The following is a 13,003-nucleotide window of genomic DNA, read 5'->3' as shown; positions in this document are numbered from 1 at the left end:
CACGCAGAGCGTGGGAACGATCGGGTTGGTTTATTTATCGCGAATCGAGAAATTCGCCATGTGCTCAAGACCTTTGATCAGCGCCGAGTGGTCCCAGTTACTGCCACCGATGGCCGCGCAGGTGCTGAACACTTGCTGAGTGTTGGCGGTGTTGGGCAGGTTGATGCCCAGCTCGCGAGCACCGGCCAGGGCCAGGTTGAGATCCTTCTGGTGCAGGCTGATGCGGAAGCCAGGATCGAATGTGCCTTTGATCATGCGCTCGCCGTGGACTTCGAGGATCTTTGACGAAGCGAAGCCACCCATCAGTGCTTCACGGACCTTGGCGGGATCAGCACCGTTTTTCGAGGCGAACAGCAGGGCTTCAGCAACCGCCTGGATGTTTAGCGCGACGATGATCTGGTTCGCCACTTTGGCGGTTTGACCGTCGCCGTTGCCACCGACCAGGGTGATGTTCTTGCCCATGCTCTGGAACAGTGGCAGAGCGCGTTCGAAGGCCTGGCTGTCGCCGCCGATCATGATGCTCAACGTGGCAGCCTTGGCGCCGACTTCACCGCCGGACACCGGGGCATCGAGGTATTGCGCGCCTGTTTCGTTGATTTTTGCAGCGAAGGCTTTGGTCGCGGTCGGTGAGATCGAGCTCATGTCGATCACTATCTTGCCTGGACCGACACCGGCAGCCACGCCGTCGGCGCGGAACAGCACGTCTTCGACCTGCGGGGTGTCCGGAACCATGATGATAATGAACTCAGCTTCCTGAGCGACTTCTTTCGGGTTCGCCAGAGCGACCGCGCCAGCGGCCACCAGGTCGGCAGGTGCGGGGTCGTGGTGCGCCGAGAGGTACAGGCTGTGACCGGCTTTTTGCAGGTTCAACGCCATTGGGTGGCCCATGATGCCGGTGCCGATAAATCCGATTTTAGCCATGAGAAAATCCTCTTGTTTTTATTGCTTTATCACAAAATTCGTGGAGTGTCAGTGAGGCCGCTTCGCGGGCGAGCCTCGCTCCTACAGGGGGGCTCGTTCGACGTAGGAGCGAGGCTTGCCGCGATGAACGATGAGGCGGTCTTCAGTCAAATCGCGTTATGGGTTTTCAACCAGCCCAACCCGGCTTCAGTCGTGGTCAGCGGCTTGTATTCACAGCCGACCCAGCCCTGGTAACCGATACGGTCCAGGTGTTCGAACAGGAAGCGGTAGTTGATCTCGCCAGTGCCCGGTTCGTTACGCCCCGGGTTGTCGGCGAGCTGGATGTGATTGATCTCGTCCAGATGGTCTGCCATGGTCCGGGCCAGGTCGCCCTCCATGATTTGCATGTGGTAGATGTCGTATTGCAGGAACAGGTTGTTGCTGGCGACCTGCTCGCGAATCGACAGGGCCTGAGCGGTGTTGTTCAGGTAGAAGCCCGGAATGTCGCGTGTGTTGATCGCCTCCATCACCAGCTTGATGCCCACTGCTTGCAGCTTGTCGGCGGCGTACTTGAGGTTGGCGATGAAGGTCTTTTCAACGGTGGCGGCGTCCAGGCCTTGTGGGCGGATGCCGGCCAGGCAGTTGATCTGGGTATTGCCCAGCACTTTCGCGTAAGCGATCGCCAGATCGACACCCGCGCGGAATTCTTCGACCCGATCCGGCAGGCACGCGATACCGCGTTCGCCCTTGGCCCAGTCACCGGCCGGCAGGTTGAACAGCACTTGGGTCAGACCGTGGGCATCGAGCTGCGCCTTGATTTCGGCGGAGCTGAAGTCATACGGGAACAGGTATTCGACACCACTGAAGCCGGCCTTGGCGGCAGCTTCGAAGCGGGCAAGAAAACCCTGCTCGGTAAACAGCATGGACAGGTTGGCTGCGAAACGCGGCATGGTGGTCTCCTGTAAAGATTCATCGTTCCCACGCTCTGCGTGGGAATGCATCCGGTGACGCTCTGCGCCACCTAAGGGCTGGACGCGGAGCGTCCGGGGCGGCATTCCCACGCGGGAGCGTGGGAACGATCCTTCAACGCAATCAGTCGAGCAACGAAATCGCCGTCGGCGCATCGCTGCCGACCAGCGCCAGATCTTCGAATTCGTTGACGGAGTTGATCTCGGTGCCCATGGAAATGTTGGTCACGCGCTCCAGGATAATCTCGACGATCACCGGAACCTTGAACTCCTCGATCAGCTCTTCGGCCTTGCGCAGGGCAGGGGCGATGTCAGCCGGTTCGAAGACGCGCAGAGCCTTGCAACCCAGGCCTTCGGCAACCGCGACATGGTCGACACCGTAGCCGTTGAGTTCCGGAGCGTTGAGGTTGTCGAAGGACAGCTGCACACAGTAGTCCATGTCAAAACCGCGCTGTGCCTGACGGATCAGCCCCAGATAGGAGTTGTTCACCACGACGTGGATGTACGGCAGTTTGAACTGCGCGCCCACCGCCAACTCTTCGATCATGAACTGAAAGTCATAGTCGCCGGACAGCGCCACGACTTTGCGGCTCGGGTCAGCCTTGACCACACCCAGCGCGGCCGGAATGGTCCAGCCCAACGGGCCGGCCTGACCGCAGTTGATCCAGTGACGCGGTTTGTAGACGTGCAGGAACTGCGCGCCGGCAATCTGCGACAGACCGATGGTGCTGACGTAGCAGGTGTCCTTGCCGAACACCTGGTTCATCTCTTCGTATACGCGCTGCGGCTTGACCGGCACGTTGTCGAAGTGGGTCTTGCGGTGCAGGCTGGCCTTGCGCTGCTGGCAGTCTTGCAGCCAGGCGCTGCGGTTTTTCAGTTTGCCGGCAGCCTGCCATTCACGCGCGACTTCGATGAACACGGTCAGCGCGGCAGCGGCATCGGAAACGATGCCCAGGTCCGGGGTGAACACGCGGCCGATCTGGGTCGGTTCGATGTCAACGTGGATGAATTTGCGGCCTTCGGTGTACACGTCCACCGAACCGGTGTGACGGTTCGCCCAGCGGTTACCCACACCCAGTACCACGTCGGATTTGAGCATGGTCGCGTTGCCATAGCGGTGCGAGGTTTGCAGACCGACCATACCGACCATCAACGGGTGATCGTCAGGGATGGTGCCCCAGCCCATCAGGGTCGGGATTACTGGAATGCCGGTCAGCTCAGCGAACTCCACCAGCAAGTCACTGGCATCGGCATTGATGATGCCGCCACCGGCGACCAGCAATGGCCGTTCAGCCTGATCGAGCATGGCCAGGGCTTTCTCGACCTGCACGCGGTTAGCCGTTGGTTTGGCCAGCGGCAGCGGTTCGTAGGCGTCGATATCGAATTCGATTTCTGCCATCTGTACGTCGAACGGCAGATCGATCAGCACCGGGCCAGGGCGGCCGGAGCGCATTTCGAAAAAGGCTTTCTGGAAGGCATAAGGCACTTGGCCCGGTTCCAGAACGGTGGTCGCCCACTTGGTCACTGGCTTGACGATGCTGGTGATGTCGACCGCCTGGAAGTCTTCCTTGTGCATACGGGCCCGGGGTGCCTGGCCGGTGATGCAGAGGATTGGAATCGAGTCGGCCGAGGCGCTGTAGAGCCCGGTGACCATGTCGGTACCGGCAGGCCCGGAAGTACCGATGCACACGCCGATGTTACCGGCTTTAGTGCGGGTGTAGCCCTCGGCCATGTGCGAGGCGCCTTCAACGTGGCGAGCGAGGACGTGATCGATGCCGCCGACCTTTTGCAGGGCGGAGTACAGCGGGTTGATGGCTGCACCGGGGATGCCAAAAGCGGTATCAACCCCTTCGCGGCGCATCACCAGAACGGCGGCTTCGATTGCTCTCATTTTGCTCATGGTTTTGTGCCTCTTAGGTTTTGTAATTGTATACAAGTGGCTTTGCGCAGAGTGTATTCACGGCGGACGGCGCAGGTCAATCCATTTTATCAAGCGGCTGTTTCATTTGTCAGAAGCCAGAAGTACTGTGGCTTTTCGTCGCACAAGCAGCTTTTCGATAATTATTGTATACAAAAAAATAACTTATTGTGTTCTATTTGTCGCGTCGGGCTTCTCAAGAAAAAGAAACCCAAAGGCTTTCCCCTAACAAGATAAGGACGGCACCCATGAGCGCTTTAACCTTGAAAGACGCAGTTAGCCTGACTGGTCGAGCCATTGCTGCGGGGCGCAAGATCGCCGCGGCACCGCTGACCATCGCGGTACTTGATGCCGGAGGGCATCTGGTGACCTTGCAACGTGAAGATGGCGCGAGCCTGCTTCGCCCGCAGATCGCCATCGGCAAAGCCTGGGGCGCGATTGCTTTGGGCAAGGGTTCACGGCTATTGGCGCTGGACGCGCAGCAGCGGCCGGCCTTTATCGCCGCGCTCAATAGCCTGGGGCAGGGCAGCGTGGTGCCAGCGCCGGGCGGGGTGTTGATTCGCAATCAGCAGGGTGTGGTGATTGGCGCCATTGGCATCAGCGGCGATACCTCTGACATCGACGAGCAATGCGCAATCAGCGCCATCGAGGCGCAGGGGTTGCAGGCGGATGCGGGGGTGACGGCTTGATCAGTGGTGCCTGATCGATAGCAATAGTGAGCAAGCGAACGTCGCCCGGCCCGTCCCACATTAAATCTGTGTTAGCCGAGAATCCGGCAGATGAACTCAGTCTGGTGTGGGAGCGGGCTTGCTCGCGATGGGGGCAACTCGGTCTATTGGCTAAACCCAAATCGCATCCCAAAGCGGATAGTCGCCAATCCGCTTCACAAGTCCTGCCCGCATTGGGTTGGCCACGACATAACGCGCGACTCGTCTCAAACCCTCTTCATGGCGCACGGCGTGATCATGGTAACTCTGTTGCCAAAGGCTTCCAGTTCGCCCAGTGGCAGTGTTGACCGCTCGAGTACTAAAGGATTTGGTCCGGCACATCAGCTCACCCAAAGAATCTTGGTGCAGTTCAACAAGCCAGTGGAAATGATCCGGCATGACTACCCACGCCAGAGAACTTGCCAGTCCTTGTTCCTCAGCCTTTCTGAATTGATGAACCACTAGCCGACCCAGGGTGTAATCCCTGAAAACAGGCTCGCGATTGAGAGTGTTCGCGGTAAGCAGATAGATTCTGTTTTGTTCGGCATAGCGACCGATGCGCAAGCGATGTGATGCTGGCAGTTCAGGCATTCCGTTGCCCTTTCTGTAGAAAATTTACTGAAAGGGTAGATCGGTGAATGCCGGGTAGTGGTGTGGACCTTTAGCTGGATGTGTCTGGTAGATGGCTATCGCGAGCAAGCCCGCTCCCACATTAGATCAGTGTTGGCCACGAATCTTCGGCTGAACTCGTTTTAGTGTGGGAGCGGGCTTACTCGCGATTGAGGGCGCCGCGGTCTACTTGTCCGGCTCGCAGCCCTTGAGCACGAGGCGAATGATGGTCTGTGCCGCCGCTTCATAATCGGTTTCATCGAGCTTGGCCTTGCCGGTGACGACCGAGATTTGCCAGTCGAAATCGGCGTACGTCTGGGTTGCCGCCCAGATGCTGAACATCAGGTGGTTGGGGTCGATTTGGGCGATCTGCCCGCGGTCGATCCAGGTCTGGATGCAGTCGATATTGTGTTTGGCCTGGGCATTGAGCTGCTCGACCTGATCGGGGCTCAGGTGCGGTGCGCCGTGCATGATCTCGCTGGCGAACACCTTGGACGCGAACGGCAGATCGCGGGAGATGCGGATCTTGGAACGGATATAGCCACTGAGCACTTCGCTGGGCACACCGTCGGCATTGAACGGCGTCGAGGCCTGCAGAATCGGCTCGATGATGCTTTCCAGCACCTCGCGATAGAGGTTTTCCTTGGACTTGAAGTAGTAGTAGACGTTGGGCTTGGGCAACCCCGCCTTGGCCGCGATGTCACTGGTTTTAGTCGCAGCGAAGCCCTTGTCGGCAAACTCTTCGCTGGCTGCGCGCAGGATCAGTTCTTTGTTGCGCTCGCGGATGGTGCTCATAAACCAGGTGATTCCTTGCCTGTTCTGGCGGTTGCGCATGGTAGCACCGGCTTTGCGCGGGGCTCAAGAATGCCCCGCAGCGCCTTGTGTCGCGTTATGCTCGACAAAATTCATGATCGAAGGAAGCCTGATCCATGGCAGGAAGCAGTTTGCTGGTGCTGATCGACGACATCGCCGCCGTGCTCGACGATGTAGCCTTGATGACCAAGCTGGCCGCCAAGAAAACCGCCGGCGTGCTTGGCGACGACCTGGCGCTCAACGCCCAGCAAGTTTGCGGTGTGCGCGCCGAGCGTGAAATTCCGGTGGTCTGGGCCGTGGCCAAGGGCTCGTTTCGCAACAAGTTAATCCTCGTTCCTGCTGCATTAGCCATCAGCGCCTTGGCGCCGATGCTGGTGACTCCGCTGTTGATGCTCGGCGGGGCCTATCTGTGCTTCGAAGGCTTCGAAAAACTCGCCCACACGTTCCTTCACAGCGAGGCCGACGACAAGGCCGGCCATGATCAACTGATCGATGCCGTGGCAGATCCGGCCGTCGACCTGGTGGCCTACGAGAGGGACAAGATCAAGGGGGCTGTGCGCACTGACTTCATCCTCTCGGCAGAAATCATCGCCATCACCCTGGGCACTGTGGCCGACGCGCCGCTGATGCAACAGGTCATCGTGCTGTCGGGTATCGCCATCATCATGACCGTCGGCGTCTATGGCCTGGTGGCCGGCATCGTCAAACTCGACGATCTCGGGTTATGGCTAATCCAGAAGCCAGGGCAGGTGGCCAAACGCATTGGCGGCGCCATCCTGCGTGCCGCACCGTACATGATGAAAAGCCTCTCGGTGATCGGCACCGCGGCGATGTTCATGGTCGGTGGCGGGATTCTCACCCATGGTGTGCCGGCGGCTCATCACTGGATAGAAAGCGTGAGCCAGAGCACAGGTGGCTTTTCGCTGATCGTGCCGATACTGCTCAATGCTGTGGCCGGGATTATCGCCGGGGCGGTGGTCCTGGTGGGGGTGATGGCGGCGGGCAAGGTCTGGCGGATGGCGAAGGCCTGAAACGGCGTTCTACAAAACGCCAAAGAAAAAGGCCATTCGATTGAGTCGAATGGCCTTTTTTTCACCCATGGATCGCGTTACTCAGCAATCTGCAACTTGCGCGCCTCGGTGTAGACGTAACGCACTTTTTCGTACTCGAACGGTGAGTTCGTCTGTCCGTAGCGGAATCTGTTCTGGTAGCGCTTGTCGATGCCGCGCAGGACCCAGATTTCCGGATGGTTCTCGCTGACCTTCGAGACATTGAGGAAGTTGATCTGCGATTCCGCCGTGAAGTCGAATACAAGCCCGCCGGTATCACGCAGGTTCGACGGGCCGAGGATCGGCAGGACAATGTAGGCACCGCCCGGGACGCCATAGAAGCCCAGGGTCTGGCCGAAGTCTTCGTTCTGGCGCGGCAGGCCCATCATGGTTGCCGGGTCCCACAAACCTGCGATGCCGATGGTGGTGTTGAGCAACAATCGACCGGTGGTCTCCATGGAACGTTTACCCTTGAACTGCAACAGGCTGTTGAGCAGATTGGGCACATCACCGAGGTTGTTGAAAAAGTTGCTCACACCGCTGCGCAGGAAGCCTGGGGTGATATACCGATAGCCGTCGACCACTGGCAGGAACACCCACTGATCGAAGCGATAGTTGAAGTGGTAGACCCGGCGGTTCCACGACTCCAGCGGGTCATAGACATTCAGCGCGTTCAAGGTCGAGCGTTCGAATTCGCGCTGGTCCAGCCCAGGGTTGAACTTGAGTTTGGTCATGGGCTCGGTGAAACCGTCCTGATCGACCACGGTGGTGGTGTTGGCCTTGCTGTTGTCGGCGTTGGCATAGCCCGTGAAAAGTAACGCAGCGATAAGCAGGAGATGTTTATAACGGGCCCTATCCACGGAAGAACTCCAGCATGGCGTCGCTGTTGACGCGGTAGTTGAGGTTGCCGCAATGGCCGCCATGGGGGTAGACGGTCAGGCGGTCGCCGAAGGTTCTACGCAGAAAACCAAGGTCGCCCGGGCCGAGAATCAGGTCATCGGCGTTGTGCATTACGGCAATCTTCGGGTTGTTGTGCAGGTAGTCCTTGAGTGCATAAAGGCTGACCTGGTCGATCAGTTGCAGCACGCTGCCGCCATCGGTGCGGGCGCGCCACATCGGGATCAGTTGCTCGGTGATGTAACAATCGAAGTCGCATTGCAGGGCACGCTTGAGGAACGGTGTAAGACTGGTGCCTTCGGTGATCGGGTATTTGGGTGGGGTGATCAGGCCGCGGCGGTTGATCAGGTCCGAGGTGAAGGCAATGTCGGCCGCAGAAAAGCGGAACGAGGTACCGATCAGCATGGCCATCTGTTCATTGCTCAGATGCTGTTTGGACTGTTGAAAGTCGTAGAGCAACGCATCGTTGAGATCGATATAGCCTTTTTGCTGAAAGTAGCGAGTCAGTTTGTTCAACACCAGTTCATAAAATGTGGTGCTGTTGTTGATGCCCTTGACCTCGGTCTGGACCAGCTTGTCCAGGTTGGTAATCGAGGTGTAAAGGTTGACCGGAGGGTTGAGCAGCAGGACTTTCTTGAAGTTGAAACTGCGTCGGGTTTCATCCAGCTTGCTGACAAACGCCGCGTCCAGGCCGCCCAGGCTATAGCCGGTGAGGTAGTAGTCGGTGATCGGCAGTTTCGGGTTTTGTGCACGCACGGCCTGCATGACGCGGTACAGGTCCTCGGCGTCATCCTTGGTCACACCTGGCGTGGCATAGCGCGATGCAGCGCTCATGAAGTCGAAGCTGGTTGGCGACGACAGTTGCACCACGTGATAGCCGGCTTTGTAGTAGAGCTTTTTCAGGTATTCGTTAATGCTGCTGTTGTAGGGCGCGCCCGTACCGGAGATCAGGAAAATCAGCGGTGCGGCGTGATCCTGTTTGGCCATCCGGTAGGTGAGCTTCTTCACTGCCCAGAAATTGTCCGGCAGGTTGAACTCACGCTCCGGGCGCAACCTCAGGCTGTAATCAGCCTGATCGATATCCTCATCGGACGGCAGCTCCGGCCGCAAATCCGGTGGGGTAGTAGCAATCGTCGCCTCGAACGGGTTGGTCAGCGGGTAGCCATAACTGACGGCGTCGATATCGACCGCCAGTGCGGACGCACTCAAGATAAGGCCGCCAAACAAGGCAGCGAGGCGCAAGGAACGGAGCATGACTAGATCCCTAAGAAGAAGGTGCCGAGTGAGGTATGCAGGCTATGACCATCGCGCTGTCGCCGAAGTGCCATGCATCGGCACAAATAGCCGGTCCAGACAGCCATAATCGGGGTAATAGTAGCTAGACGATACACTTTGCAGCTGTTTGGTGGACAGTTATCTGTGCAACGCGCTTGCATACCCTCGTCGGGCGATTAAGCTGAGCGCCGTTTTCGTTTATCGGAGTGCTTCATGTCCCGTCGTCTGCCCGTGATTCTGCTGCTTATTGTCTTGCCATTATGGCTGGCCGCCAGTTATGGCATGCGTTATGGGCTTATGGAGGATGCCCGGTGGGTTGGCGTCTGTGTCGATGAGGCGAGCCGTTGGGAGTGCCAGGCGCGTTCGACCCTGGGGCTGATGATTCATTTCAAGATCATGGGCTGGACTGCGCTGGCAGCGGCGATCATTGGGTTCCTGGTGCCGGGGCGTGCCGGATGGAGTCTGGCGGTGCTGTCACTGTTGTTCGGCTTTCCGGCGCTGGCGTTGTATAACGTCAGTCTTGCGGTGTTTGCGGTGGTGATTGGGGCATTGCGGTTGGTCCGGGCGCCGGACGTTGCCGCTTGAGCTGAATCGCGAGCGAAAAAAAGGGATGACCGTGGTCATCCCTTTTTTGTACCTGTCGATCAGCCCTTGCGAGCCCGCAAACTGCGCCACAACGCAGCGACCATCAACACACTCACCAGCGCCCAGCCCCAGGCCTGCTGGTTTTGCAGGCCTTCGCGGTACAGCTGCGGGGCGATGCCGGCACCGATGATAAAGGTCAGCAAGGCGACCTCCCGGCGCGCAACGCTGATCGGGCGGCACAGGTAAACCAGCGCCGGCAGCAACAAGGCTGCGCTCGGGAAGCTGCGATAGCGTGGGTCGAACACCAGCTCCAGCATCATCACCGCTGTGGCAAAGCCTGCGGCCGCCAGCAGCCAGCCAGCGCGCTGTTCCAGCCAGTTGAAGGCACACTTGCGCCATGCGGTTTTGGCGCTCAGGGCAAGTGCTGCGTGGGCCAGCACCAGCAGATTCAAGCCGACCAGCAATCCGGCCCAGATCCATTCGCCGGCAAAGCGGCTGGTGACTCGTGCCAGTTCGCCCCAGGCGCCGATGGAGCAGGCGCCCAATGCGCCGAGCAGCGGCAGGAGCAGAGCTGTGCGAGTGCTGCGCACGCGACCGCCGAGGATCAGCGTGCCGAGGAAAAGCAACCCACCGATGCCCAGCCATTGAGGCCAGAAGGGCAGATTCGACACCGGCCCGGCCAATACACCCTTGTCCTGACGATCTGCATCGAACAGCCCCCAGTAGCCGCCGACAGCCCCCTCGCTGGCGCGCTTCCAGGGTTGGTCGAAGGCTTCAATCAGGTTGTAGTGCCAGCCATTGTGCTCAGCCAAGGCGACAAAACCACGAATGAACTTGGCTTCGTTGACCCGGCTTGGCAGCGCCGTTTCGCGCTGGCGGCCTTCGCTTGGCCAGCCGGTTTCGCCAATCATCACGTCTTTGGGGGCGAAGCGATTGCCAAATACCTGGCGGACTTGCGCGACCTGATTGAGGGCGGCGTCGATGTTGGACGGATCATCTTCCCAATACGGCAGCAAATGGATGGTCAGGAAATCTACTGCCGGGGCGATTTCCGGGTGCTTGAGCCAGAACTCCCAGACATCGGCGTAGGTCACCGGCTGTTTGACGTGGCTTTTCACCTTGAGAATCAGCTTGGCCAACTGGGCTCCGGTGACTTCCTTGCGCAGCAGGGCTTCGTTGCCGACGATCACCGAGGTCACTACATCCGCGTTGGCATTGGCCGAGGCGATCAGCATGTCGACTTCCTTGGCGGTATCCACCGGGTTGCTGTTGACCCACGCGCCGATCATCAGCTTCAAGCCGTGCTTGCGCGCCAGGTCGGGAAGGGCTTCGAGACCGGTCATGGAATAGGTGCGAATGCATTCGAAGCGGGTCGCCAACAGCGCAAGGTCGGCGTCCATGCGTTCGGGGCGCAACTTGAATGGTTCGTCGAACGGTGATTGGTCTTTATCGAACGGGGTATAGGAGGCGCATTGCAGCTTGTGCCTGGCGCTGGCTACATCCGGTAGCAGTACCGGTTGGCCGAGACCGTACCAGAAGCCGCAAAGCGCAAACAGGCCAAGCAGACAGGCGAATAGATAAGGTAAGAAAGGAAAGCGGGCAGTCGCGGGCATGGTCAGGCCGTCTGGGAGCAAAGCCGCGCATCTTACCTGCATTTGCCGCGTGCTTGGGGGGCTGCATAAATTTGACAAGCAATGTTCGGGCGGTACCCGGTGAGGTATTCCTCATTGTCACGATTACTGGCGTTCTGATGTCGTTTCTCGTTGCCTTGAGGTCGCAGCCAGAGCAGGTCGTCGCGCACGTCAGGTTGATGATCGAAGCATCAGTACTCCGCTGATATTCGGACGGGTTTGGCAATGAAGCGTGAAGGGGGCGCAAGTGACCTGTGTGGCTGGTTCGTTAGTTCAAATTCGGATGCCAGAAGTCCCTGGCCAAGGCGCTGTGACGAGTCATAGCCCGCTATGGCGAGGAGCAGCAACGCAGGATAGGGGCTTGTGGCGCCGAAGTTGACTAACAGAACCAGCCACACAGGCCAAAAGGCACCATAGCAATAAGTTGACGCCGCTCGGCATCCGTCGGGCGCAGCACTTTCGGGGAAGTAACGATGAAGATGCGACAACTCTTAGGTGCAGGTGCCGCTCTGGTACTTGCGATTGGTTCCAGCGTGGCCAGTGCCGACGGCAAAACCCTGAGCATCGGCTATGTCGACGGCTGGTCCGACAGCGTGGCGACGACCAACGTGGCGGCTGAAGTGATCAAGCAAAAGCTCGGTTATGACGTCAAGCTGCAGGCCGTTGCGACCGGGATCATGTGGCAGGGCGTTGCCACCGGCAAACTCGACGCGATGCTCTCGGCCTGGCTGCCGGTGACTCACGGTGAGTATTGGGCCAAGAACAAGGACAAGGTGGTCGACTACGGTCCTAACTTCAAGGACGCGAAAATCGGCCTGATCGTACCGGAGTACGTCAAGGCGAAGTCCATCGCCGACCTGAAAGATGACACTACCTTCAAGAGCAAGATCGTCGGGATTGATGCCGGCTCAGGCGTGATGCTCAAGACCGATCAGGCCATCAAGGATTACGGTCTCGATTACAAGCTGCAAGCCAGTTCCGGTGCGGCAATGATTGCCGAACTGACCCGTGCTGAAGAGAAGAACGAGTCCATCGCTGTCACCGGCTGGGTGCCGCACTGGATGTTCGCCAAGTGGAAACTGCGCTTCCTCGACGATCCTAAAGCCGTTTACGGCGCTGCCGAAACCGTCAACAGCATCGGTAGTAAAGATCTGGAGAAGAAGGCTCCGGAGGTCGCTGCCTTCCTGAAAAAATTCCAGTGGGGGTCCAAAGACGAGATTGGCGAAGTCATGTTGGCGATTCAGGATGGTGCCAAGCCTGAAGCTGCTGCCAAGGACTGGGTGGCCAAGCACCCGCAACGTGTTGCCGAGTGGACCGCCAAATAACCTTACCACGCGTCTGAATAGCAGGTATCAAGACCGTCTGGCGTTCGCGCCAGGCGGTTTTTTTCTGTGCGCCAGGCATGGCGCGTTGCGCGTCAGCGCAACCAGCTTGGATGTGGTGGCCACGCTTGGGGCTCAATGAGGCGCGTGCTTGTAACTCGGCATTCAATGGTCGAGGCCCTTGGCGGAACTCCGGAGCCCTCCACATGAATCAGGCGCTGGCAAAGAAACTATGGGATCGACTCGGGCTGGTCTCGATACTGGACACGATACGCCGGCTTAACCGCTTAACCTGAACCGCCGTATACGGAACCGTACGTACGGTGAGA

Annotated in this window: 12 protein-coding genes and 1 pseudogene; 5 read left to right on the top strand and 8 right to left on the bottom strand. The window is 58.8% G+C overall.

The features are described from left to right. Positions 1-30: 30 nt before the first annotated feature. The 3 genes from AC07VR_RS19050 to gcl form a co-directional block, all read right to left on the bottom strand. Positions 31-921, bottom strand: coding sequence for a 2-hydroxy-3-oxopropionate reductase (locus AC07VR_RS19050; protein WP_495012191.1), 891 nt, complete (start codon positions 919-921; stop codon positions 31-33). Between the two features lie 146 nt (positions 922-1,067). After that, positions 1,068-1,850: a hydroxypyruvate isomerase gene (gene hyi, locus AC07VR_RS19045; protein WP_495012190.1), complete on the bottom strand. Its 783-nt coding sequence runs from the start codon at positions 1,848-1,850 to the stop codon at positions 1,068-1,070. Between the two features lie 142 nt (positions 1,851-1,992). Next, the gene (gcl, locus tag AC07VR_RS19040; protein ID WP_495012189.1) at positions 1,993-3,768 is read right to left on the bottom strand and encodes a glyoxylate carboligase; all 1,776 of its coding nucleotides are present in this window, start codon (positions 3,766-3,768) and stop codon (positions 1,993-1,995) included. A 266-nt stretch (positions 3,769-4,034) separates the two neighbouring features. On the opposite strand from gcl, the gene AC07VR_RS19035 reads away from it, so the two are divergent. Further along, positions 4,035-4,475 carry a GlcG/HbpS family heme-binding protein gene (locus tag AC07VR_RS19035; RefSeq protein ID WP_494994173.1) on the top strand — a complete coding sequence of 147 codons (441 nt, stop codon included), beginning with the start codon at positions 4,035-4,037 and terminating at the stop codon, positions 4,473-4,475. 150 nt (positions 4,476-4,625) lie between these two features. On the opposite strand, the gene AC07VR_RS19030 is transcribed toward AC07VR_RS19035, so the two are convergent. Next, the gene (locus tag AC07VR_RS19030; protein WP_495012188.1) at positions 4,626-5,084 is read right to left on the bottom strand and encodes an REP-associated tyrosine transposase; all 459 of its coding nucleotides are present in this window, start codon (positions 5,082-5,084) and stop codon (positions 4,626-4,628) included. Between the two features lie 204 nt (positions 5,085-5,288). Next, on the bottom strand, positions 5,289-5,897 hold the full coding sequence (locus AC07VR_RS19025; RefSeq protein ID WP_495012187.1) for a TetR/AcrR family transcriptional regulator: 609 nt from the start codon (positions 5,895-5,897) through the stop codon (positions 5,289-5,291). Positions 5,898-6,031: 134 nt separating this feature from the next. On the opposite strand from AC07VR_RS19025, the gene AC07VR_RS19020 reads away from it, so the two are divergent. After that, on the top strand, positions 6,032-6,946 hold the full coding sequence (locus AC07VR_RS19020; protein ID WP_495012186.1) for a DUF808 domain-containing protein: 915 nt from the start codon (positions 6,032-6,034) through the stop codon (positions 6,944-6,946). Positions 6,947-7,023: 77 nt separating this feature from the next. Here AC07VR_RS19020 and AC07VR_RS19015 read toward each other — a convergent pair whose 3' ends face one another. Together AC07VR_RS19015 and AC07VR_RS19010 are read right to left on the bottom strand one after the other, a co-directional pair. Further along, the gene (locus AC07VR_RS19015) at positions 7,024-7,728 is read right to left on the bottom strand and encodes an MlaA family lipoprotein (RefSeq protein WP_495012250.1); all 705 of its coding nucleotides are present in this window, start codon (positions 7,726-7,728) and stop codon (positions 7,024-7,026) included. Positions 7,729-7,816: 88 nt separating this feature from the next. Next, on the bottom strand, positions 7,817-9,115 hold the full coding sequence (locus AC07VR_RS19010) for a serine/threonine protein kinase (RefSeq protein ID WP_495012185.1): 1,299 nt from the start codon (positions 9,113-9,115) through the stop codon (positions 7,817-7,819). A gap of 234 nt (positions 9,116-9,349) precedes the next feature. On the opposite strand from AC07VR_RS19010, the gene AC07VR_RS19005 reads away from it, so the two are divergent. Beyond that, complete coding sequence (locus tag AC07VR_RS19005) at positions 9,350-9,721, top strand: hypothetical protein (protein ID WP_494994168.1); 372 nt, start codon at positions 9,350-9,352, stop codon at positions 9,719-9,721. A gap of 59 nt (positions 9,722-9,780) precedes the next feature. On the opposite strand, the gene AC07VR_RS19000 is transcribed toward AC07VR_RS19005, so the two are convergent. Beyond that, positions 9,781-11,376, bottom strand: a complete 1,596-nt coding sequence (locus AC07VR_RS19000; RefSeq protein WP_494994167.1) for a glycoside hydrolase family 17 protein — start codon at positions 11,374-11,376, stop codon at positions 9,781-9,783. Positions 11,377-11,825: 449 nt separating this feature from the next. Between AC07VR_RS19000 and AC07VR_RS18995 the strand changes: the two genes are divergently transcribed. After that, entirely contained in the window at positions 11,826-12,677 is an 852-nt protein-coding gene (locus tag AC07VR_RS18995) for a glycine betaine ABC transporter substrate-binding protein (RefSeq protein ID WP_494994166.1), read from the top strand. A 122-nt stretch (positions 12,678-12,799) separates the two neighbouring features. Continuing rightward, positions 12,800-12,970, top strand: a pseudogene (locus tag AC07VR_RS18990) (group II intron reverse transcriptase/maturase); the annotation flags it as partial. Between the last annotated feature and the right edge of the window lie 33 nt (positions 12,971-13,003).

The sequence above is a fragment of the Pseudomonas sp. GW821-FHT02H09 genome, assembly GCF_059421425.1.
This window is presented reverse-complemented; position numbering and strand designations above follow the sequence as displayed.

Coding starts and splice junctions, on each gene's coding strand:
- AC07VR_RS19050 (WP_495012191.1), bottom strand. CDS start 921: ATGGCTAAAATCGGATTTATCGGCACCGGCATCATGGGCCACCCAATG.
- hyi (WP_495012190.1), bottom strand. CDS start 1,850: ATGCCGCGTTTCGCAGCCAACCTGTCCATGCTGTTTACCGAGCAGGGT.
- gcl (WP_495012189.1), bottom strand. CDS start 3,768: ATGAGCAAAATGAGAGCAATCGAAGCCGCCGTTCTGGTGATGCGCCGC.
- AC07VR_RS19035 (WP_494994173.1), top strand. CDS start 4,035: ATGAGCGCTTTAACCTTGAAAGACGCAGTTAGCCTGACTGGTCGAGCC.
- AC07VR_RS19030 (WP_495012188.1), bottom strand. CDS start 5,084: ATGCCTGAACTGCCAGCATCACATCGCTTGCGCATCGGTCGCTATGCC.
- AC07VR_RS19025 (WP_495012187.1), bottom strand. CDS start 5,897: ATGAGCACCATCCGCGAGCGCAACAAAGAACTGATCCTGCGCGCAGCC.
- AC07VR_RS19020 (WP_495012186.1), top strand. CDS start 6,032: ATGGCAGGAAGCAGTTTGCTGGTGCTGATCGACGACATCGCCGCCGTG.
- AC07VR_RS19010 (WP_495012185.1), bottom strand. CDS start 9,115: ATGCTCCGTTCCTTGCGCCTCGCTGCCTTGTTTGGCGGCCTTATCTTG.
- AC07VR_RS19005 (WP_494994168.1), top strand. CDS start 9,350: ATGTCCCGTCGTCTGCCCGTGATTCTGCTGCTTATTGTCTTGCCATTA.
- AC07VR_RS19000 (WP_494994167.1), bottom strand. CDS start 11,376: ATGCAGGTAAGATGCGCGGCTTTGCTCCCAGACGGCCTGACCATGCCC.
- AC07VR_RS18995 (WP_494994166.1), top strand. CDS start 11,826: ATGAAGATGCGACAACTCTTAGGTGCAGGTGCCGCTCTGGTACTTGCG.